The organism is Brachybacterium saurashtrense, assembly GCF_003355475.1.
GTDB classification, from domain to species: Bacteria; Actinomycetota; Actinomycetes; order Actinomycetales; family Dermabacteraceae; genus Brachybacterium; species Brachybacterium saurashtrense.
The window spans coordinates 83,027-103,547 of sequence record NZ_CP031356.1 but is presented as its reverse complement, the minus strand read 5'-3'; the positions used below and the strand labels follow the sequence as shown (position 1 = coordinate 103,547).

15 protein-coding genes are annotated in these 20,521 nt (G+C 74.4%); 13 read left to right on the top strand and 2 right to left on the bottom strand.

The window, feature by feature from the left end; genetic code table 11:
• Positions 1–132: 132 nt before the first annotated feature.
• Both DWV08_RS00460 and DWV08_RS00455 read left to right on the top strand, forming a co-directional pair.
• The gene (locus tag DWV08_RS00460) at positions 133–1,704 is read left to right on the top strand and encodes an HNH endonuclease signature motif containing protein (protein ID WP_206516762.1); all 1,572 of its coding nucleotides are present in this window, start codon (positions 133–135) and stop codon (positions 1,702–1,704) included.
• A gap of 61 nt (positions 1,705–1,765) precedes the next feature.
• The gene (locus tag DWV08_RS00455) at positions 1,766–3,832 is read left to right on the top strand and encodes an NADPH-dependent 2,4-dienoyl-CoA reductase (RefSeq protein ID WP_115412001.1); all 2,067 of its coding nucleotides are present in this window, start codon (positions 1,766–1,768) and stop codon (positions 3,830–3,832) included.
• A 3-nt stretch (positions 3,833–3,835) separates the two neighbouring features.
• On the opposite strand, the gene DWV08_RS00450 is transcribed toward DWV08_RS00455, so the two are convergent.
• Positions 3,836–4,552 (bottom strand): MerR family transcriptional regulator, encoded by a 717-nt coding sequence (locus tag DWV08_RS00450; protein ID WP_115412000.1) that lies wholly within the window; start codon positions 4,550–4,552, stop codon positions 3,836–3,838.
• A 43-nt stretch (positions 4,553–4,595) separates the two neighbouring features.
• Here DWV08_RS00450 and DWV08_RS00445 point away from each other — a divergent pair, with 43 nt between their 5' ends.
• Entirely contained in the window at positions 4,596–5,069 is a 474-nt protein-coding gene (locus tag DWV08_RS00445) for a DUF6194 family protein (RefSeq protein ID WP_206516761.1), read from the top strand.
• Positions 5,066–5,545 (top strand): nucleoside deaminase, encoded by a 480-nt coding sequence (locus tag DWV08_RS00440; protein WP_115411998.1) that lies wholly within the window; start codon positions 5,066–5,068, stop codon positions 5,543–5,545. Before DWV08_RS00445 ends, DWV08_RS00440 begins: the two co-directional genes overlap by 4 nt.
• Here DWV08_RS00440 and DWV08_RS00435 read toward each other — a convergent pair.
• Complete coding sequence (locus DWV08_RS00435) at positions 5,539–7,443, bottom strand: penicillin-binding transpeptidase domain-containing protein (protein WP_115411997.1); 1,905 nt, start codon at positions 7,441–7,443, stop codon at positions 5,539–5,541. The genes DWV08_RS00440 and DWV08_RS00435 overlap by 7 nt on opposite strands.
• Positions 7,444–7,472: 29 nt before the next feature.
• On the opposite strand from DWV08_RS00435, the gene DWV08_RS00430 reads away from it, so the two are divergent.
• The 9 genes from DWV08_RS00430 (at position 7,473) to DWV08_RS00390 (ending at position 20,516) form a co-directional block, all read left to right on the top strand.
• Positions 7,473–8,384, top strand: a complete 912-nt coding sequence (locus DWV08_RS00430; protein WP_115411996.1) for a PfkB family carbohydrate kinase — start codon at positions 7,473–7,475, stop codon at positions 8,382–8,384.
• 60 nt (positions 8,385–8,444) lie between these two features.
• Entirely contained in the window at positions 8,445–8,936 is a 492-nt protein-coding gene (locus DWV08_RS00425; protein WP_115411995.1) for a glutathione peroxidase, read from the top strand.
• A 58-nt stretch (positions 8,937–8,994) separates the two neighbouring features.
• Positions 8,995–10,107 (top strand): SPFH domain-containing protein, encoded by a 1,113-nt coding sequence (locus DWV08_RS00420; RefSeq protein WP_115411994.1) that lies wholly within the window; start codon positions 8,995–8,997, stop codon positions 10,105–10,107.
• Positions 10,108–10,175: 68 nt separating this feature from the next.
• Positions 10,176–11,216 (top strand): hypothetical protein, encoded by a 1,041-nt coding sequence (locus tag DWV08_RS00415; RefSeq protein WP_115411993.1) that lies wholly within the window; start codon positions 10,176–10,178, stop codon positions 11,214–11,216.
• Between the two features lie 68 nt (positions 11,217–11,284).
• Entirely contained in the window at positions 11,285–12,304 is a 1,020-nt protein-coding gene (glsA, locus tag DWV08_RS00410) for a glutaminase A (protein WP_115411992.1), read from the top strand.
• The gene (locus DWV08_RS00405) at positions 12,297–13,895 is read left to right on the top strand and encodes an MFS transporter (protein ID WP_241237418.1); all 1,599 of its coding nucleotides are present in this window, start codon (positions 12,297–12,299) and stop codon (positions 13,893–13,895) included. The genes glsA and DWV08_RS00405 overlap by 8 nt, the downstream gene beginning before the upstream one ends.
• A gap of 72 nt (positions 13,896–13,967) precedes the next feature.
• Positions 13,968–16,652: a PD-(D/E)XK nuclease family protein gene (locus tag DWV08_RS00400; RefSeq protein WP_115411990.1), complete on the top strand. Its 2,685-nt coding sequence runs from the start codon at positions 13,968–13,970 to the stop codon at positions 16,650–16,652.
• Entirely contained in the window at positions 16,649–19,879 is a 3,231-nt protein-coding gene (locus DWV08_RS00395; RefSeq protein ID WP_115411989.1) for a UvrD-helicase domain-containing protein, read from the top strand. The genes DWV08_RS00400 and DWV08_RS00395 overlap by 4 nt, the downstream gene beginning before the upstream one ends.
• Positions 19,872–20,516: a nucleoside/nucleotide kinase family protein gene (locus tag DWV08_RS00390; RefSeq protein WP_115411988.1), complete on the top strand. Its 645-nt coding sequence runs from the start codon at positions 19,872–19,874 to the stop codon at positions 20,514–20,516. The genes DWV08_RS00395 and DWV08_RS00390 overlap by 8 nt, the downstream gene beginning before the upstream one ends.
• Positions 20,517–20,521 lie beyond the last annotated feature (5 nt).

Here is a 20,521-nt window from a genome sequence, read left to right as displayed (position 1 = left end):
TCCACAATCGCAGTTATCCACACATTCATCCCCGTATCGAGGCAGACCTTCCGAAGCGGTGCATCGAGACATATTCTGACGACATATCGCGACGAGGCGATCCGGGATTCTCCGGGGCGAAGGAAGGGGGACATGATGGGCGACTTCGAGCAGTCGGGGCATGTCCCCGCGCAGGACTCCCGCGAGCACTCCCCCGACCTTCTCCCGCCCGCTGAGGTCCCGGAGCTGCCCGAGTGGAGTGTCCGCGCCCGCACGCCGCTCACCGAGGAGAAGGTCCTCGCGGAGGTTGGGCCGGGCACTCTCGAGTCCGGGCGGGTGATGGCGCTGCATCGCACGGTGCAGACGCGTGCCCGGCTGCACTCCCATCACCTGCGGCTGCTGGCGACCTTCTTCCTCGAGGATCCGGAGGTGCAGGGCCGGCCCGATGACGCGGACCTGAGCGCGCTGAAGATCGCGGCCGGTCTGCGCTGCACCTACAGCCAGGCCTGGAGCCAGGTGCGCGATGCCCGCACCGCAGTGGAGATCATGCCGCTCACCTTCGAGTACCTGCGCCGCGGCGAGCTCACCGAGTCGATGCACCAGACGCTCCTGCGCCGAGTGCGCCGTCTGACCGACGCTCAGGCCGCGCAGGTCGACGGGTACATGGCGAGCCTCGAGCTGCCCTCGATCTCGGTGGACACCTTCACCCGTCACCTCCGCCTCGCCGTCGAGCTCGCGACCGCCGGGGACCTCCCGGCCCCGCCCTCGCAGAGCCGCGCCGTGGAGATCGTCGACGTGGATACCAGCGCCGGCACCGCCTCGCTGCTGGTCACGGGCCCGATGCTCGAGATCGAGGGGCTGGCGCACCGGCTCGACGTCGCCGCCCGGGACGTGCAGCGCGCCCAGCGCGCCGCCCTCGCCGAGGGCACCGAGGGGCCGCTCCCCTTCGACCTCGACGAGGACCTCGCCGAGCGCGGCACGCCGCTCTCCCTCGCCACCCTGCGCTACGCGATCCTCACCCACTCGGTGCTGGACACCGATCCGGTCCAGGAGACCGTCACCCCGTACAAGCTCCTGGTCACCGTGCCCGTGACGACGCTGCTGGGCATGGACGACGCCCCGGCCATGCTCGAGGGCACCACGCCCCTCCCCGCGGAGCTCGCCCGTGAGCTCGCCGCGGCCTCCTCCATCTGGTACCGCATCCTCACCGATCCGGTGTGCGGGTCGACCCTGCCGGTCCGCATCGACACCTACCGACCCGATGCGCAGCAGCGCATGCAGCTGCGGCTGCGCCACCCCGTCTGCGCGGTGCCCGGGTGCACCCGATCCACCGCACTCGGCGCGGAGGACGACCACATCCACGAATACGACCACGAGCATCCCGACCGCGGCGGCCCCACCTCGCTGGAGAACCTCCACCGGCTGTGCGGGCATCACCACCAGATGAAGACCGCCGGACTGATCGACCCGACCCGCGAGCCGATCGACCTCGCCGCGCCTGCCCGACCGCTCACCACGCAGTGGACGCTCGGCACGGACCTCCGCACCACTACTCAAGAAGCCACAGACCTGCTCACCCCGCGGGCGGCCCGGCTCCTCGAGCACGCCTGGTCCGAGCACCAGCGACGGCGCTCCGAGGCCCACAAGAACAGCGATGCCGGCAACGCCCGGATCATCCCTCCGGGGAGCCCACCGCCTCCGGACCACGGCGATCCGCCGTTCTGAGAATCTCCACGCCCTCCCCGTCGCGGCGCCCCGCACCCGTCGGAGCTGGCACAATCGCCGCATGCCAGCGTCGCTCCCCCGCCCCAGCACGCCCTCGGCCCATACGCGGCTGCTCTCCCCGCTGGACCTGGGCCCCTTCGAGGTGCGCAACCGGATCGTCATGGGCTCGATGCACGTGGGCCTCGAGGACCGGCCGGCGGACGTGAAGAAGCTCGCCGCCTACCTCGGCGAGCGCGCCCGCGGCGGGGCCGGGCTGATCGTCACCGGCGGCTACTCGCCGGACCGCACCGGCCGCCTCACCCCGCGCGGCGCCCAGGCCGACGCCCGTACCCTGCGCGCCCACCGCCTGGTCACCCGCGAGGTGCACGAGGCCGACGGGCGGATCGTGCTGCAGCTGCTGCACGCCGGGCGCTACGCCTTCCACCCCTTCTCCGCCTCCGCCGGGGCGGGGAGGTCGCCGCTGTCCCCGTTCCGGGCCCGGCGCCTGAGCCGCCGCGGCGTGACCCGCACGATCGAGCACTTCGCCGCCGCCGCACGCCGCGCGGTCGAGGCCGGCTACGACGGTGTGGAGATCATGGGCTCCGAGGGCTACCTGCTCAACCAGTTCGCCGCCCCGGCCACCAACCGGCGCCGGGACCGCTGGGGCCGCGGTGCCGAGGGGCGGCGGGCGATGCCGCTGGCGGTGACCGCCGCGGTGCGGGAGGCGATCGGTGCGGACGCGCTGCTCACCTACCGCCTCTCCCTGCTGGACCTGGTGCCCGAGGGGCAGACCTGGCAGGAGACCTCCGCGCTCGCCCGCGGCCTGGTGGAGGCGGGAGCGGACGTGCTCTCCACCGGGATCGGCTGGCACGAGGCGCGGGTGCCCACCATCGTCACCTCGGTGCCGCGCGCCGCCTTCGCGGAGAACACCGCGGCGCTGCGGGAGCTGGTGGACGTGCCGGTGATCGCCTCGAACCGGATCCACGACCCCGCCGTCGCGGAGCAGGTGCTCGAGGCGGGGCAGGCGGATCTGGTCTCGATGGCGCGCCCGCTGCTGGCCGATCCGCAGCTGCCGGCGAAGCTCGCCGCGGGCCGCACCAACCAGGTGGTGGCCTGCATCTCCTGCAACCAGGCCTGCCTCGACAAGGTGTTCGACGGGCAACGGGCCTCCTGCCTGGTCAACCCGCGCGCCGCGCACGAGACCGAGCTGGTGCTGAACCCCGTCATCCCGCGCCGCGCCCGGAAGGTGGCCGTGGTCGGCGCGGGGCCGGCCGGGCTCGAGGCCGCCCTCGCCGCCGCCGAGCGCGGCCACATCGTCACCCTGTACGAGGCGACCGGGGAGATCGGCGGGCAGCTGCGGATGGCCGCGCGGATCCCCGGCAAGGAGGACTACGCGCAGGCGCTGCGCTCCTGGCGGATGCGGCTGGCCGCGGCGGGCGTCGGGATCCGGCTGGAGATGCGGCCCACGGCCACCGAGCTGCAGGGCTTCCACGACGTCATCGTCGCCACCGGCGTGACCCCGCGCGAGATCGACCTGTCCGTCGCGCCGGGCGGCCCGGACGTGATCAGCTACGCGGACCTGCTGGAGGGTCGCGCCGAGGCCGGGGAGCGGGTCGCGATCATCGGCGCGGGCGGGATCGGGGTGGATATCGCCGAGTTCCTCTCCGCCCCGCAGCCCTCCCCCTCCCTCGACGTCGCGGCGTGGAAGGCGCACTGGGGCGTGGTGGACGCCGACGAGGAGCACCGCGGCGGCGTGGCCGTCCGGCCCGCGCATGCGCCGCGGCGCGAGGTGCACCTGCTGCAGCGCAAGGAGACCCGGATCGGGGCGGGGCTGGGCCGCACCACCGGCTGGGTGCACCGGGCGGAGCTGCGGCACGCGGGGATCGTCCCGCACCGCGGCGTGACCTACCGGGGCGTGGACGCCGAGGGGCTGCACGTGCTCGAGGACGGGGAGGAGCGGGTGCTGGCGGTGGACACGGTGGTGATCTGCGCCGGGCAGGAGAGCGTGAACGCCCTGGCCGACGAGGTGGTCGCGGCGCGCACGGGCCGCTCGCCGCGGGTGCACGTGATCGGCGGGGCCGATGTCGCCGCGGAGCTCGACGCGGAGCGGGCGATCCGTCAGGCCGTCGAGGTGGTCGCGGGGCTGTAGCGCTCAGTCGTCCGCGAGCGCGGAGCGCAGCTCGACCAGCGAGGTGCCGGCGCGAAGCAGGTTCTCGGTGCGCTGGGCGACCACCTCGAGATGCGCCGCGAGCACGGAGTGCAGGGCCTCGACCCCACCCTGGTCGCGGAGATCGGCCATCACCTGCGCCGTGTCGGGGACGGAGCGGCCCGAGGTCCGCAGCGCGGAGACGATGCGCGCCTCCCGGATGGCGCCCGCGGGATAGCTGCGCGCCCGCAGGCGACCGCGCCGCTCGGGACGGACCAGACCCTCGAGCTCCCAGTACCTCAGGGTGGAGGGCCGCACCCCGAGCGCCTCCGCGAGCTGGGTGATCGTCATGGTGTCCGGGCCGGCCTCGTCGTCGCGCGGCTCCTCGCGGATCGCTGCCACGGCGTCCAGCGCGAGCAGTGTCCGCTCCCGGTTCAGGGCGAGGTCGACGTGGAGGGAGCCGATCCGTGCGAGCGCGGCATCGGCGGGGTCGGCCGCGAGGCCGCGCATCGTGTCCCGGGCCGTGGTCGGGCCGACGGCCGCCGCGAGGAGCCGGTAGGCGCGGATCGCGTCGACGTGCACCTGCGTGAAGCGGCGGTAGCCGTTCGGCGCCCGCTCCGCACGCGGGATGACGCCCGCCGCCTCGAGATCGCGGACCTGCTGGGCGGAGCACCCCGCAGCGCGCGCGACGGCGGTGGTGCTCGACGTCCTGTGCCGCTCCATCCCGCCGAACCCTCCATAGGCACGTGAACCGGATACTCGAACCATGAGTATGCAGCAGATCCTCTCCACCCTCCGCTCCTTCGACGGCGTGCTCGAACTGGCGCCACGGGAGGGCGGCGACTACCCACCTGTGGCCTGGGGCGATCACTTCTTCTACTGGTCGCCGGATGGCACCGTGCCCCGCACCCAGCCCTTCGCCACCCTCGTCACCAAGGACTATCCCGACGATACGAGCTCGGATCTCGACCCGGAGGGTCGGTGGAGGCTGAACATCCATGTCGGTCGGCGTCGGCTGGAGGGGCTCGGACTCGGCGAGCCCGACGATCCCACCGCACCGGACGTGCTCCAGCCGCATCCGCTCTACTCCCGCCAGGGCTGGCTGTGCGTGATCCTGCCGGGCGAGCGCACCTGGCCCGCGGTGCTGCCCCTGCTCGAGCTCGCCCGCGACGACCAGAGGCGCCGGCTCGGCGGCACCCTGGACACGGCGCGCGGGAACCGGGAGGATCCCATGGGATGAGCCATCCTCCCGATCCCACCGAGATCCTGCAGCGCACGATCGCTCTGGCCACCGCCAACGTCGCCGACGGCGGCGGCCCGTTCGGCGCGGTGGTGCGCCTGCCCGACGGGGAGCTGGTCGAGGGCGTGAACCGGGTGACCGCGTCGAACGATCCCACCGCGCACGCCGAGGTGGCGGCGATCCGCGAGGCCTGCGCGAGGACCCGCTCCCCCGACCTGCGCGGCGCGGTGCTGTACGCGAGCTGCGAACCGTGCCCGATATGCATGGCCGCGGCGCTCTGGGCGCGGCTCGACCTCGTGGTGTTCGCCGCGGGACGCGGGGATGCCGCACGTGCAGGCTTCGACGACTCCGCCTTCTACGACTACTTCGCCCGGCCCGGCCACCACGCCGTGCTGCCCGTCGAGCAGCACCGGCACGCGGACGCGGTCGATCCCTTCGACGCGTGGCTCGCCCACGAGGGGCGCACTGCCTACTGACCGGCGAGCACCTCGCGGGCGATCGGCCCGGCGGTCACCGAGCCGTAGCTGCCGTCCTCCACGAAGGCGGCGACCACCAGGTCGCCCTGGGCCACGATCACCCAGGAGTGGAGGCGCAGCTCGCCGTCGGCGTTCGTCCACTCGGCGGTGCCGGTCTTGCCGATCACGGGCTCGCCGGGCAGGTCGGCGAAGTCGTCGAGGCTGCCGTCGGTGACCACGCCGCGCAGCATCTCCTGCATCTGCGCGGTCTCCTCCTCGGTGAGCGGGGTGGGCACCTCGGGGGCGGCGGGCTCGTCGTCGGCGAGGATGCGGGGCGTGACCGTCGCGCCGTTCTGCACCGAGGCGAGCACCACCGCCATCGACAGCGGCGAGGTGAGCACCCGCCCCTGGCCGATCATCGCGGCGGCGTGCTCCACGCCCTCGTCGGCCGGATCGATGGAGCCCATGAAGGCGTCGAGCCCGGTCGGGGCGTCCTGGCCGAGGCCGAGGGTGGTGGCGGCGTCGGCGAGCGCGGCCTGGTCCGCCGTCTCGTGCTGCAGCAGCAGCGCGGTGTTGCAGGAGTGCGCGACCGCCGAGCGCAGCGGCATCGGACCGAACAGGGCCGGGTCCATCGAGTCGGCGTTCTTGAAGCTGCGCCCGGCCACGGTCGCGGTCTCGGGGCACTCCAGCTCGGTGTCCGGGGTGACGCCGGCGCGCAGCAGCGCCAGCGCGGTGACGGTCTTGAAGGTGGAGCCGGGCGCGTACTGCCCCACCAGGCCCACGGGGTAGGACTGACCGGTGGGGCCCAGGGCGGCGGCCAGCACGTCCCCGGTGGAGGGCTGCAGGGCGATCACCGCGGCGGGCGAGTCCTCCTCGGCGACGGCCTCCGTGGCCAGGCGCTGCAGGTCGTCGTCCAGGGTGGTGGCGATCGTGGTGCCGTCGGCCGGGGCGACGGTGTGCAGGGGGCGCTGCTCCTCGGCGTCCTCGTCCACGGCGCGCACCTCCACGCCCTCGGTGCCCAGCAGCTCGTCGCGGGTCGCGGCGACCACGCCGCCGGTGGCCACCAGGTCCCCGGCCTCGATCTCCCCGTCGGAGTCCTCGACGTCCTCCGCGGTGGCCTCGCGCAGTGCGCCGAGCACGCCGGGGGCGTAGTCCCGCTCCAGCGCGAGCGGCCGGGTGCCGTCCACGGCGAGGTAGCCGGGCACCTCGTCGGCCGCGCGATCCAGCGGGTAGGCGCCGGCGTCCTCCTCGCGGATCGTCAGGGCGGCCACGAAGGCCTCCTCGCCGGCGGCCGCCGCGGCCTCCGCGAGCCGGTCCGGGTCGGTGCCCAGCAGGCCGGCGAGGGCGCGGGCGGCCTGATCGACCTGGTCGTCCTCGAGCCTGCTGCGGTCCAGGCCCAGGGTGATCACGGGCCGTTCGGCGTACAGCGCGGTGCCGTCGCGGTCGGTGATCTCGCCGAGGGCGGGGTCGAGGGCGGCCAGGACGAGGTGCTCGCCCGCGGTGAGATCGGGGGCGTAGGCCGACGGCTCCAGCGCCGCCTCCCAGCCGTCCTCGCCGCGGTGCAGGGTCGCCTCGGTGCTGTACTCCCAGGTCCCCGCCTCCTGGGGGAGGGTCCAGGTCCAGTCGAGGGTGACGGTGCGTTCGCCGCTCTCGGCGCGTCCGGGATCGGCGAGGGCGACCGACGGGACCGCTCCCTCCTCGAGCATCCCGGCGAGGATCCGCTCGTGCTGGGCGGCGTCCGCGCCGGCGGGCACCTCCCCCGCGGTGAGCGCCGCGGCGAGCTGCCGGGCGGCCTCCTCGCCGGTGTCGAACCGGCCGCGGACCAGAAGGTAGGTCGCCACCAGGGCGGCGATCGCGAGCAGGGCGATGAGCACCAGCAGCGGGCCGCGGCGGCGCGAGGTGGGGGACGCGGGAGCCATGGCGTCATCCTCGCACCTAGACTCGGTGCATGCCCCGCGTGCTCCACACCTCCCAGGCGCTCGTCGACGTGATCCTCGAGGTCGATGCGCTGCCCGAACGCGGCGGCAACGCCAACGCCCGCCGCGAGACCACGTACGCCGGCGGCGCCGTGACCACGTTGATCGCGGCGGCCCGCACCGGGGCCCAGGCGGTGCACGGCGGCGCCCATGGCACCGGCCCCCGCGGGGACCTGATCCGCGAGGCGCTCGCCCGGGACGGGGTGGCGCTCTCGGACGCGCCGCGCCCGGAGGCCGACACCGGCTACTGCACGGTGCTGCTGGAGCCCTCCGCCGAGCGCACCTTCGTCACCGTGTACGGCGCGGAGCGGCAGATCACCGCCGCCTCCCTCGCCACCCTGGATCCCCGGCCCGGGGACCTGCTGTGCGTCTCCGGGTACAGCCTCTTCGAGCCCACCCGGGAGCCGCTGCTGGAGTTCCTCGAGGCGTTGCCCGAAGGGGTCTCGGTGGTGCTGGACCCGGGAGACCCGTTCGCGCACTTCCCCCGCGCGGTGCAGGACAGGGTGCTGGCGCGCACCACGGTGTGGACCTCGAACGCCGACGAGGCGCGGGCACTCACCGACCTCGACGCCCTCGAGGACACCCCGGCCTCGATCCGCCGGCGCCTCGCCCCGGGCGCCGTGATCGTGGTGCGCGACGGGGAGCGCGGCTGCCTGGTGTTCCACCACGGGCGCGGCACCGAGATCCCCGCCTTCCCGCAACAGGCGGTGGACACCAACGGCGCCGGCGACACCCACACCGGCGTGCTGCTGGCGGAGCGGGCGCTGGGCGCGGACTGGGAGTCCGCCGCGACGCGTGCGAACGCGGCGGCGGCGATCGCCGTGACCCGGCGCGGCACCGAGAGCGCCCCCACCCGCTTCGAGGTGGACGCCTTCCTCGCCTGACTCCCCCGGGCGCGGCCTACGATGGAGGCGCACGTCACCTCCGAGCCGAGTCAGGGGCCCATGACCGAGCAGACCTTCCACGACTTCTCCGCACTCACCATCACCGGGGAGCGCCGCGAGATGAGCGAGTACCGCGGTCACCTGGTCGTCGTCGTCAACATCGCCACGCAGTGCGGCTTCACCCCGCAGCTCACCGCGCTCCAGGAGCTCCACGAGCGCTTCCGCCCCCACGGCGTGAGCGTGCTCGGCTTCCCCTCGGACCAGTTCCACCAGGATCCCGGCACCGATGCGGACACCGAGGAGTTCTGCGCCTCGGTCTACGGGGTCACCTTCGATCTGTTCTCGAAGATCGACGTGAACGGTCCGGACGCGCACCCGCTGTGGCAGTGGATGTGCGCGCAGAAGGCCGGCGTGATCGGGGGGCGTATCGCCTGGAACTTCACGAAGTTCCTCATCGACGGCGAGGGCCGCGTGCTGCGCCGCTACGCCCCGCCGGTGCCGCCGGTGCGGATCGCCAAGCGGATCGAGAGCGAGCTGGGGCTGCGCGCCTGACGTCCGACGAGGGTTGATAGCGTGTGACGCACACGTCATCACCACCAAGGGGGAAATTATGGAAGGCGCCATCGTCGTCCTGGTCGTCATCGTCGTCCTGCTCGTCGTGCTCGCGATCGTGGGCGCGCTGCTGTTCGGCGGCCTGCGCACCTCGCTGATGTTCACGGTCCACACGCAGGAAGCCGTGATCGTGGAGCGGTTCGGCCGGTTCAAGCGCGTCGCCCACGCGGGACTGAACTTCAAGACCCCCTTCATCGACTCCACCACCCGGCCGGTCTCCCTGCGCGTCCAGCAGCTGGAGGTGAACATCGAGTCCAAGACCAAGGACAACGTGTTCGTCACGGTGCCGGTCGCCGTCCAGTACCGCATCCGCGAGGAGCAGGTCGTGGACGCGTACTACAAGCTCTCGAACCCCGAGGCGCAGATCCGCTCGTACGTGTTCGACACCGTGCGCTCCGCGCTGAGCTCCCTCGAGCTGGACCAGGCCTTCGAGTCGAAGGACGACATCGCCCGCAGCGTGGAGACCACGCTGTCCACGCGGATGGAGGAGTTCGGCTTCAACATCATCAACACGCTGGTGCAGGACATCTCCCCGGACCAGCGGGTGCGTGACTCGATGAACTCCATCAACGCCGCCCAGCGCGACCGCGTCGCCGCGCAGTCCCTCGCCGAGGCGGACAAGATCAAGCGCGTCACCCAGGCCGAGGCCGAGGCGGAGTCCAAGCGCCTGCAGGGCGAGGGCGTCGCCGGCCAGCGCAAGGCGATCGCGCTGGGCATCGCGGAGCAGTACGAGATGCTGCGCAAGGTGGGCATCGAGAACTCCGCCGAGCAGCTGCTGCTGATGACCCAGTACTTCGACACCATGCAGGACGTGGCCCGCAACGGCCGCTCCAACGTGCTGTACCTGCCCTCGAACCCCGGCGCCGTGGGCGGCATGGGCGAGGAGATCCGCACCGCGATGCTGCAGTCCCAGGCCGCCGCCGAGGCGTCGCAGGACGCCGACGCGGCGGACGCGCGCAACGCCCGCCGCCCCTCCGCGGGCCGGGCCCGCCAGGAGGCGGAGCAGCAGGCACGCGCCGCGCAGCAGCAGGCACAGGACCAGGTGCCCGACGGCTACCCGGGCGACGACGCCCCGCCGTGGGCGCACCCGGGCAGCGCGCACCAGGGCTGACGAAGGTCGTACCCGCTCGATACCCCGGGGTGAGGAGGCGCGGGCGCGCGGTGGGGTGAGGTGGGGGCATGGCCTCCCCCACGACCGACTACTCCACCGAGAAGCGTCTCGCCCGCCTCGCCGGCGTCACCCTCGCCTGGTGGGCCCACGGCGCGATCCGGCTCGTGCTCGCGCTGGTGCTGCTCTACTACGGCGCGGCGAAGCTGGTGTTCGGCCAGTTCGGGTTCTCCGACGCGGGCGACGCCCTGATCATGCACGGCGAGATGAGCCCGATGGGGCTGCTGTGGCGGATGGTCGCCTTCTCGCCGCTGTTCCAGTTCCTCGCCGGCCTGGCCGAGTTCGGGGCCGGGCTGGCGCTGCTGTGGCGGCGCACGGTGCCGCTCGGCGCGCTCATCGGGGCGGCGTCGATGGGCCTGGTGCTGGTGCTGAACCTCGGCTACGACGTGATGGTCAAGACCCCGTCGGCCGTGTACGTGCTGCTCTCGCTCCTGGTGCTGATCCCGTGGATGCCGCGGCTGTGGCGCGCGGTGCTGGGGCGCGGGGAGATCGGGCCCGGTCCCTCGCCGCGACTGATCCCCTGGCGCCCGGCCGAGCGGGTCGGGGCGATCGCCGGACCGGTCGCGGCGCTCGTGCTCGCGGGGCTGGTCGCCTGGGGCGTCTCGACGATGTACCCGCCGCGCAGCGTGGACGACTCCGTGCCGGCGGGGGTGTGGACGGTCGCCGAGGACACCGCCGAGCCCGCCGCGCAGCTGTCCCAGGACACCCGATGGAGCGCCCTCGCGCTCGGCGGTACCCGCTACGGCGACGCGGCCGCCGCGCAGCTGCGCCTGGCCGACGGCACCCTGCTCACCGGCACCTGGACGCGCCGGGACGGCGGCACCATCGCGCTGGAGCTGCGCGGGCTGCGCCAGCAGGGACAGACCGTGCAGGAGTACGCCGGGACCGAACCCGAGACGCTGGTGCTGGAGGTCGCCGAGCAGGCCGACGGGACCCTGCACGTCACCGGCGACGGGCAGGACCTGGTGCTCGCACCCGACGAGTCCGGGCAGATGCTCCACGAGCGCGGCTTCAGCTGGAGCGTCCGCCCCGACGACCCGTTCAACCGCTGAGCGGCCGGGCCTGCCACGAGCACGACCACCTGGCATAGGGTGAGGGGACTCAAAGGAGGGGGAACGCCGTGTTCGAGACGCATCTTCCGGATGTCCCGCAGCGCGCGCTGACCGGGGACCTTCCTGCGGAGTCCACCGTCGAGGAGCTCCTGCAGGCGGCGCATGCCCGCTATGCGCCGCTCGGCGAGGGCGAGGTCGCCGACTACATCCCCGCGCTCGCGGAGGCGGATCCGGCGCTGTTCGGCCTCGCGCTGACGGAGGTGGACGGCACCCAGCACCTCGCCGGCGACACCTCCGCGCCCTTCACCATCCAGTCGATCTCCAAGGCCTTCGTGCTCGCGCTGGTGCTCGAGGCGATCGGCCACGAGGAGGTCCACCGGATCGTCGGCGTGAACAACACCGGACTGCCCTTCAACTCCGTCATCGCCCTCGAGCTGAACGCCGGCAGTCCGATGAACCCGATGGTCAACGCCGGGGCGATCGCCACCACCGCGCTCATGCCCGGCGCCGACGCCGAGCAGAGATGGCAGGGCGTGCACGAGGGTCTCAGCCGCTTCGCGGGCCGCTCCCTCGAGATCGACGAGCGGGTGCTGCGCTCCGAATCCGCCTCCAACCACCGCAACCGGGGGATCGCCTCGCTGCTCGCCTCCTACGAGCGCCTCCGCGGGGACGCCCCGGAGATGGTCGAGGTGTACACCCGGCAGTGCTCGCTCCTGGTGACGGCCGAGGATCTCGCCGTGATGGGAGCGACCCTCGCCGACGGCGGGCTGAACCCGGTCACCGGGGAGCAGGTGGTCTCCGCCGAGGTGTGCCGCGACACCCTGGCGGTGCTCGCCGCGTGCGGGATGTACGAGCTCTCCGGCGAGTGGCAGTTCGAGATCGGTCTGCCCGCGAAGTCCGGCGTGTCCGGCGGGATCGTCGCCGTCGCCCCCGGCAAGGGCGCGCTCGGCGTGTTCTCCCCGCCGCTGGACCGCGCCGGCAACAGCGTGCGCGGACAGCGCGCCTGCGCCCATCTGGCCCGCACCCTGGGCCTGAACCTCTTCGCCTCCACCACGCACGCCCGGAAAGGGGCCCGCACCGATGGCTGACACCGAGCGCAGATCCTGGGTCCCGATGAGCGGGCTGTTCCTCGCCCAGGTGCTGATGTCCTTCAACGTGGCCGCGCTGCCGATCTCGCTGGGCGGCATGGTCGAGGACTTCTCCGTCCCGCCCACCGTCGCCAGCTCCACCATCGTCGTCTACGGGCTCGCGGTCGCGGCCCTGGTGATGACGGGGGCGAAGCTCGGCCAGCGCATCGGGTGGACCCTCATCTTCCGGGCCGTCCTGGCCGTGTTCGCGACCTCCTCGCTGCTGATGATCCTCTCCCCCACGATCGGGTGGGCGATCGCGGGGCAGGTGCTCGCCGGGGCGGCCGCGGCCATCATCGTGCCGGCGCTGGTCGCGCTCATCGCCGAGAACTACCGCGGGGCGCAGCAGGCCACGGCCGTCGGCTCCCTGGGGTCCGCCCGGGCGTTCTCCGGCATGAGCGCCTTCCTCATCGGCGGCACGCTCGGCACCTTCGTGGGGTGGCGGCCGATCTTCGTCATCACCCTGGTGCTCGCCGTGGTGGTCTTCGCGCTGAGCTTCACCCTGCGCTCGGACCGGGGCGATGCCTCGACCCGCATCGACCTGGTCGCCTCGGTGCTGGTCGGCGGCGCCGTCGTGGCCCTCACCCTGGGGTTCAACAACCTCAACGGCTGGGGCGCGCTGCTGGCCGCGCCGGAGGCCCCCTTCTCGCTGCTGGGCCTGTCCCCCGCCCCGGTGCTGGTGGTGGTGGGCGTGGTCCTCGGGCAGCTGTTCATCCTGTGGACCCTGCGACGGATGCGGCAGGGGAAGGTCCCGCTGGTGGATCTCAGCGTGCTCGGCAGCCGCACCGAGCGCTCGGCGGTGTACGCGATGTTCATCATCGTGCTGATGGAGGCGGCGGTGAACTTCACCGTGCCGATCTACATCCAGGTGGTGCAGGGGCGCACCCCGCTCGACACCTCGTGGGCGATGATGCCGTTCAACCTCACGGTCTTCGTCACCGCCACCCTCATCGTGCGCTTCTACTCCCGCTTCTCCCCGCGCACCATCGCCCTGTTCGCCTTCGCCCTCACCACGGGGGCGCTGATCTGGCTCTCCGCCGTGGTCACCAACAACTGGGAGACGCTGCCCACGATCCTCGGCCTGGTGGTCTTCGGGATCGGCCAGGGCGCGCTGGTCACCCTGGTGTTCAACGTGCTGGTGACCTCGGCTCCCACGCGACTGGCCGGCGACGTCGGATCCCTGCGCGGCACCACCCAGAACCTCGCCTCGGCCGTGGGCACCGCCGTGATGGGGGCGGTGCTGGTGATGGTCCTCGGGGTGGGCGTGGGCCGTGCGGTGACGGAGCACCCGGAGCTGCCGGAGGAGCTGGTGGCGCAGGTGGACCTCGATCAGGTGAACTTCGTCAGCAACGACGAGCTGCACGAGGTGCTCAGCCGCACCACGGCCACGGACGCCCAGGTGGAGGCCGCCATCGCGCTCAACGAGGAGCAGAGGCTGCGCACCCTGAAGACGGGCTTCCTGCTCCTGGCCGGGCTCAGCGCGATCGCCGCGCTGCCGGCCTCGCGCCTGCCCGCGTACCGCCCCGAGGAGATCCCGGACCCCGCGCCGTAGATGTCGGTCCCCTCCCCTAGGGTGGAGCCGCAGGCCCGCCCGGGTCTGCGACCTGCGACGGAGGGGTGGCGCATGCGGATCGAGTTCGGCTGGTCGCTCGACGGCGCCGCCTGGGCCGACGGGGGCGGCGCCCGGGGCGCGGCGCGGATGGGGCCGCGCGCGCTGGTGCAGCTGCTGCAGAACCGGCTGGGCCTGACCCGGCCGCCCGTGGAGCAGGCGGTGCGCGTGGCGGAGTACTCCCGCGCCCTGGCCGCCGCCGCTCCTGCCTGGGTGCGGGACTCCGCCGCCGCGGACCCGTGGGCGACCACGGCCGCGCTGCTGCGGTGGCGGGACGCCGCGGTCGAGGCGGGCGCCCGGCTGGTCCCCCGCGACGGGCTCCCGGAGCGGATCGCGGCGCTGTGCGCGATCGAGGCCCGGCACTCCGCGGCCCGGCCCGGCGCGGCGGACGACCTGCGCGAGCTGGTGGACGTGCTCGAGCAGGAGGTCACCTGGCCGCTGGGCCTCGAGGTGCTGGTGTGCCACGAGCCCCCGGAGGAGCTGCCCGGCCTGTGGCCGCGCCTGCTGTCCCTGTTGGAGCGGGCCGGGGTGCGGCGCGAGCCCGCCGAGGCCGCGGGCGGGCGCTCCCCCGCGCTGCTGCTCGTGGAGGCGGAGGACGAATGGGCCGCGGCCGAGACCGCCGCCCGGTTCCTCGCCGGCCGTGACGGCGCACCGCTGCAGGTGCTCGCCGGGGCGGACACCGTGCTGCTGGACCAGGAGCTGCACCGCCGCGGCCTGCCCGCCCTCGGCGTCGCCGCACCGGCCGCGCACCGCACGGCCCTGCAGATCCTGCCGCTGTTCCTCTCCGTCGCCCTCGCCCCGGTGGACGTGCAGCAGCTCGCCGCCCTGCTCGATCTGCGCGTGCTGGACGCCCCGGAGGGCGGGCGGGAGCACGTGGGCCTCGTCCCCGCCCGTGCCCGGGCCCGGCTGCTGGACGCCCTCGCGCAGGAGCCCGGCATCGGCGGGGCGCACTGGCGGCGGGCGCTGGCGGCGATCGCGGCCGACAAGGGGATGGCGGCCGGCGGGCGCGAGTTCGTCGCCGCGCTCGCCGCCCTGGTCGCCGCCCCGATCCCGCCGGAGGCGCTGACCCCGCCGCGGGTGCGGGAGGCGACCGACGCGCTGGGCGCGCGGCTGCGGGCCCTCGGGCAGGGCGCGCCGGAGCTCACCCGGGCCTCGCAGCACCTGCAGGTGCTGCGGGAGGTGCTCGACACCCTCGAGGACTCCCGCGTGCTCGGCACCCGCGAGCTGGCGCAGATGGTCGAGGCCGCGGGCGGCCGGGCGGCCTCCCCCTTCGCCCGCCCGGAGGCGAGCGCCGCCTGGCGCACCTGCAGCCGGCCCGCCCAGCTGCTGCCGCGCGGCGGGGACGTGCTGTGGTGGGGCGCCGACCGCGACGACGCCGCCACCGGCGTGGTGTGGGACGCGGCGGAGGCGGAGGCGCTCACCGCGCTCGGTGCCCGGATCCTCCCGCCCGCGCGCCTGGCGGCGCTGGCCACGGATGCCGGGCTGCGAGGCCTGCACGGGGCGGAGCGGCTCGTGGTGGTGCGCACACGGCGCCGTGCCGAGGAGGCCGTCGCACCGCACGCCCTGCTCGCCCACCTCGCCGCCGCACGGGCCGAGCCCGGGCAGGGCGTGGCCGAGGTCCTGGCCGCGCACACCCTCGCCCCGGAGCGGACCCTCGGCGAGGACGGCTTCGACCTCGCCGGATCCCGTCGGCCGCTCGAGGTGCCGCCCCGCGCACGGCCGCGCCCCCTGCCCCGGGATCTCACCCGGCGGGTCAAACCCGCCCCGCACCTGGTCCCGGCACGGCTGTCCTACTCCCAGGCGGAGGACCTCCTGGGCTGCCGGCAGAAGTGGACGTACAAGAACGGCCTGCAGATCCGGCCGGCGTCGATCGCGCAGGTCCCCACCGGCAACCGCATGATCGGCACGCTGGTGCACGCGGTGGTGGAGGCGCTGGCGCAGCGCGAGGACCGCACCGGCCCGCCCGGGGCGCAGCGGGTCCGGGAGGAGATCGACGCGCAGGTGCCGCGCCTGGCCTCCGAGCTGCTGCTGCCCGGGCGGGAGGTGGAGCTGGCCGGGATGCGGGAGCAGGCCGTGCGCTCGCTGGTGGAGTTCTTCGACCGGCTGGCCGCGGCGGGCCTGGTGATCACGGCGGTGGAGTCCCGCTTCGAGGAGGCGCTCACGCTGCCTCTGCGCCGCGGGGAGGTGACCGTGCCGTTCGTGGGCTTCCGGGACGTGGACGCGGAGGATGCGGACGGCCGGCCCGTGGTGATCGACCTGAAGTGGACCTTCGCCGCGAAGAAGTACCCGGACCTGTTCGAGACCGGGGAGGCGCTGCAGCTGGCGGCCTACGCCCGGCCCCTGCACGACCGCCACGTGGACGTGGGCTACTACCTGCTGGCCCAGGGCGAGTTCGTGGCGGCGAACCCCGCGCTGGACCCGCACGGCCGGCCCACCCTGGACGTGGTGGACCTGTGGCGGCGCGGCGTGGACGGCATGACGGCGGCGCTGGACGCGATCGGCGACGGCGAGGTCGACGCCCGCAGCGGCCAGATCCTGCGGGACGCCGGGCAGGACCTGGCCACGCCCCGCACCGCGGCGAAGACGACCTACGAACGGGCGCGGGAGGCCGCGCGCGCCGAGGGCGCGCTGGTGGTCGATGCGCGCTGCGACTACTGCGAGTTCTCGCTGCTGTGCGGGATGAGAGGCGATGCGTCATGACGTTCACCCTGATCAACGCCTCGGCCGGCTCCGGCAAGACGTACGCGCTCACCCAGCGCCTGGCCGCCCTGATCGGCGGGGGCCTGGACCCCTCCGAGGTCATCGCCACCACCTTCACGGTGAAGGCCGCGGAGGAGCTCACCGCGCGGGTGCGCTCCACGCTGCTGGACGGCGCGCAGGTGACGCAGGCCCGCGGCATCGACTCCGCGGTGATCGGCACCGTGAACTCCGTGGCCGGGCGCCTGGTGACGGACTACGCGATGGACGCCGGCCTCTCCCCCGCCGTGGACGTGCTCGACGAGACCACGCAGAAGGCCGCGTTCGGCGCCGCGATCGCCCGCACCGCCGCCGCCCGCGGCGAGGAGCACAGCGATCTGCTGGCCCGCACCGAGCACGACGGCGACGAGGACGACACCTCCTTCCGGCGCCGCCCCTCCTGGCGCGGCCAGGTGCGCACGATCGCGAACGCGGCCCGCACCAACCTGCTCGACGCCGCTCAGCTGCGCGCGGCGAGCGAGACCTCCTGGGAGTCGTTCCGCGAGGACGCCGCGCTGCCGGCGCCGGGCCCGGACCTGCGGCCCCGCTGGCTGCACCTGCTGGACCAGCGGCTGGAGGAGCTGGGCGCCGCGCTGGCCGCCTCCCGCACGGCCGACGAGCAGCCGATCGCGGGCGGCCCGATCTCGGCGCGCAGCCTGAACAGGACCGCGAAGGACCTCGAGGACCTGCAGCGGCTGCGCCGCACCCTCGCCGACCACGACCGGGCGCCGTGGTCGGCCTGGCGCCGGATCGCGGCGGGGACGATGGGTGCGGTCGCGAAGCGCACGCTCGCCCCGCTGAGCGAGGAGATCGCCGCGCAGTTCACCGCCTGCGGGCCCTGGCAGGAGGACGTCCGCGCGCTCATCGCGCTGGTGCTCGGCACCGCCGCGGAGTCGCTGGACGCCTACGAGCAGCACAAGCGCGACCTGGGGATGATCGACTTCATCGACCAGGAGGTGCGGGCGCTGCGGCTGCTGCAGGAGTCGCCGCGGGTGCGCGCCTCGGTCGCCTCCCGCTTCCGCCTGCTCGCGGTCGACGAGTTCCAGGACACCTCCCCCGTGCAGCTCGCCCTGTTCCTGGAGCTGTCGCGGCTGATCGAGGACAAGATCTGGGTGGGCGACCCGAAGCAGGCGATCTACGGGTTCCGCGACGCGGACCCGCGGCTGATGCAGAAGGTGATCGCGGCGCTGGGCCGCGGGGACACCGTGTTCGGCACCGGCGAGATCCGGGACCTCACCCACTCCTGGCGCTCCCGGGAACAGCTGGTGGAGTTCACCAACGCCCTGTTCACGCGGGTGTTCGACCCGGACGGGACGGGCGCCGAGCAGATCACCCTCGCGATCCCCGCGCAGCGGCAGGAGCGGGCCGCCGGCGGGACGCTCGAGGTGTGGGAGGCGACCAAGGGCGACAACCGGGCGGTCTCCGCCGAGAAGCACGCCGCGATGATCGCCGAGCAGATCCGGGAGCGGATCGCGGAGGGCGCCTTCACGCCGGGGAGCACGGCGGTGCTGGTGCGCACCCACACCCAGCGTCAGGCGGTGGTCGCCGCGCTGCAGGCCCGGGGCGTGCCCACCGCCGGGGCGGCCCATGCGCTGCTGTCCACGCGGGAGGCGCAGATGGTGCGGGCGGCGCTCGCGGTGACGCTCGACGCCACCGACACCCTCGCCCTCACCGAGCTGGTGACTTTGCTGGAGGACCACGCCGCGCACCGCACCTGGTTCGAGCAGCTGATGGCCGCGCCGGACAGGGAGGCGCGACGCGCCGTGTACGCCCGCTGGTGGGAGGACGAGACCCTGCAGGGGCTGCACGCGGTGCGGCGCGCCTGCATCGCCTACACGCCGGAGGAGATGCTCAGCGCGCTCATCGACGCGCTCGACCTGCCCCAGCGGATCAAGCGCTGGAGCGGGCAGGGCGCCCGCCGCCGCTCCCTGGACGCGCTGCGGGCGCTGGCCCGGGAGACCACCGCGCGGCGGCGCGCCGAGGGCGCCCCGATCACGCTCACCGCCCTGCGGGCGGAGCTCGACGCCTGGGAGGAGGGGCCGGACCTCTCCGGCCTGCCGGAGGCGGTGTGGGTGGGCACCATCCACGCCGCGAAGGGGCTGGAGTGGGACCACGTGGTCACGCACCTCTCCGCGCGGGCGAAGGAGCGCGACCAGCGCTGGGGCGTGCTGGTGCGCTCCCCCGAGGAGATCGACGTGACGGCGCCGCTGGCGGGCCGGGACCTGCAGTTCCGGCCCGAGCTGGCGGTCCCGGAGGAGGTGGCGGCGCTGCTGGAGGACTCCGCGTTCACCCGCAGGCGCGCGGAGGCGGAGGCCGAGGAGGCCGGGCGGCTGCAGTACGTGGCGCTCACCCGCGCGGCGAGCACCGCGGTGCTCGCCGTGGGCGGGGCGCGCAGCGAGCTCGACGCCCTGATCGACGGGGACGATGCGCTGCTCACCTGGGGCGAGGGCGCGCTCCGCGTGGACGGCGCCGCGGCGCCGCTGCCGGCGCGGCTCACCGCGGTGGACGTCGACGCGCTCATGGAGCAGGACGTGGTGTCCCTGCCCGCGGTGCCCGATCCGCTCGCCGCGACGGACGTGCCGCTGCGCCCGGAGGGCGAGGGCCCCGTGCAGCGCGCCGCCCGCTTCCAGGCCTCCGGCGTCGCCTCCGACGAGGCGCTCGGGACCGTGCACGCCCCGCGCACGATCGGTCGGCGGCTCGTCACCGGCGGCGGGCCGCAGTGGGAGCGGGTGGGCGAGGCGATCCACGCCTACCTCGCCCTGCCGCTGGACGCGCTCACCGAGGAGCAGCGGGAGGCGGCCGCGGCTCGGCTGGTGCAGCGGTGGACGGTCTCCCGCACCGTGGAGCCGACCGTGCTGGTCGAGGCGGGGACGGCCTGGGCGTCGTTCCTCGCCGAGGAGTTCCCCGGCGCGGAGCTGCTCACCGAGCAGCCCCTCACCTGGTGGAACGAGGAGGACCAGGTGATGGAGGGCTGGATCGACACCCTGCTGCGCCTGCCGGGCGGCGAGATCGTGCTGGTGGACCACAAGTCCTACCCGGGAGAGCACCCGGTGGAGCACGTGCGCGAGCACTACCTGGGCCAGCTGGCCACCTACTCCCGGGCGCTCGCCGCGAGCGGCCTGGCCCCCTCCCGGATCCTGCTCCACCTGCCGCTGCGCGGCGAGGTGGTGGAGGTGACGCTGCATGGATGAGCTCGACCTCGAGGAGGCGGGCGCCCGCGCCCTGGTGCTGGTGGACGAGGCGCGACGGGCGGGCACGCGGCGGCTGCTGGGCCTCGCGGGGGCGCCGGGCGCGGGGAAGTCCTCCCTGGCCGAGCACCTGGTGGCCTCGCTGCCGGCCGGCTCCTGCGTGCGGGTGCCGATGGACGGCTTCCACCTGGCGGATGCGGCGCTGGAGCGCCTGGGCCGCGCGGAGCGGAAGGGCGCGGTGGACACCTTCGACGCCGACGGCTACGTGGCGCTGCTGCAGCGGCTGCGCACCCAGCTGCCCGGGGACGGCCCGGTGTGGGCGCCGATGTTCGAGCGGGAGCTCGAGCAGCCGCTCGCCGGCGCGCTGGAGGTCCCGGCCGGGGTGCCGCTGGTGCTCACCGAGGGCAACTACCTGCTGGAGACCGAGGGTGCCTTCGCGCGGGTGCGGGCGCTGCTGGACGCGTGCTGGTTCGTGGAGGTGCCGGAGACGCTGCGGCACGAGCGCCTGATCGCGCGCCACGAACGGTTCGGCAAGCCGGCCCCGCGGGCGCGGGAGTGGGCGCTGGGGCCCGACGAGCGCAATGCCCGCCGGGTCGCCGCGACCCGCTCCCGCGCCGACGCGGTGGTGCACCCGGGCTGAGGGCC

Excerpts from the sequence above, each read along its gene's own strand:
- DWV08_RS00460 (WP_206516762.1), top strand. The coding sequence starts at position 133 with ATGATGGGCGACTTCGAGCAGTCGGGGCATGTCCCCGCGCAGGACTCC.
- DWV08_RS00455 (WP_115412001.1), top strand. The coding sequence starts at position 1,766 with ATGCCAGCGTCGCTCCCCCGCCCCAGCACGCCCTCGGCCCATACGCGG.
- DWV08_RS00450 (WP_115412000.1), bottom strand. The coding sequence starts at position 4,552 with ATGGAGCGGCACAGGACGTCGAGCACCACCGCCGTCGCGCGCGCTGCG.
- DWV08_RS00445 (WP_206516761.1), top strand. The coding sequence starts at position 4,596 with ATGAGTATGCAGCAGATCCTCTCCACCCTCCGCTCCTTCGACGGCGTG.
- DWV08_RS00440 (WP_115411998.1), top strand. The coding sequence starts at position 5,066 with ATGAGCCATCCTCCCGATCCCACCGAGATCCTGCAGCGCACGATCGCT.
- DWV08_RS00435 (WP_115411997.1), bottom strand. The coding sequence starts at position 7,443 with ATGGCTCCCGCGTCCCCCACCTCGCGCCGCCGCGGCCCGCTGCTGGTG.
- DWV08_RS00430 (WP_115411996.1), top strand. The coding sequence starts at position 7,473 with ATGCCCCGCGTGCTCCACACCTCCCAGGCGCTCGTCGACGTGATCCTC.
- DWV08_RS00425 (WP_115411995.1), top strand. The coding sequence starts at position 8,445 with ATGACCGAGCAGACCTTCCACGACTTCTCCGCACTCACCATCACCGGG.
- DWV08_RS00420 (WP_115411994.1), top strand. The coding sequence starts at position 8,995 with ATGGAAGGCGCCATCGTCGTCCTGGTCGTCATCGTCGTCCTGCTCGTC.
- DWV08_RS00415 (WP_115411993.1), top strand. The coding sequence starts at position 10,176 with ATGGCCTCCCCCACGACCGACTACTCCACCGAGAAGCGTCTCGCCCGC.
- DWV08_RS00405 (WP_241237418.1), top strand. The coding sequence starts at position 12,297 with ATGGCTGACACCGAGCGCAGATCCTGGGTCCCGATGAGCGGGCTGTTC.
- DWV08_RS00400 (WP_115411990.1), top strand. The coding sequence starts at position 13,968 with ATGCGGATCGAGTTCGGCTGGTCGCTCGACGGCGCCGCCTGGGCCGAC.
- DWV08_RS00395 (WP_115411989.1), top strand. The coding sequence starts at position 16,649 with ATGACGTTCACCCTGATCAACGCCTCGGCCGGCTCCGGCAAGACGTAC.
- DWV08_RS00390 (WP_115411988.1), top strand. The coding sequence starts at position 19,872 with ATGGATGAGCTCGACCTCGAGGAGGCGGGCGCCCGCGCCCTGGTGCTG.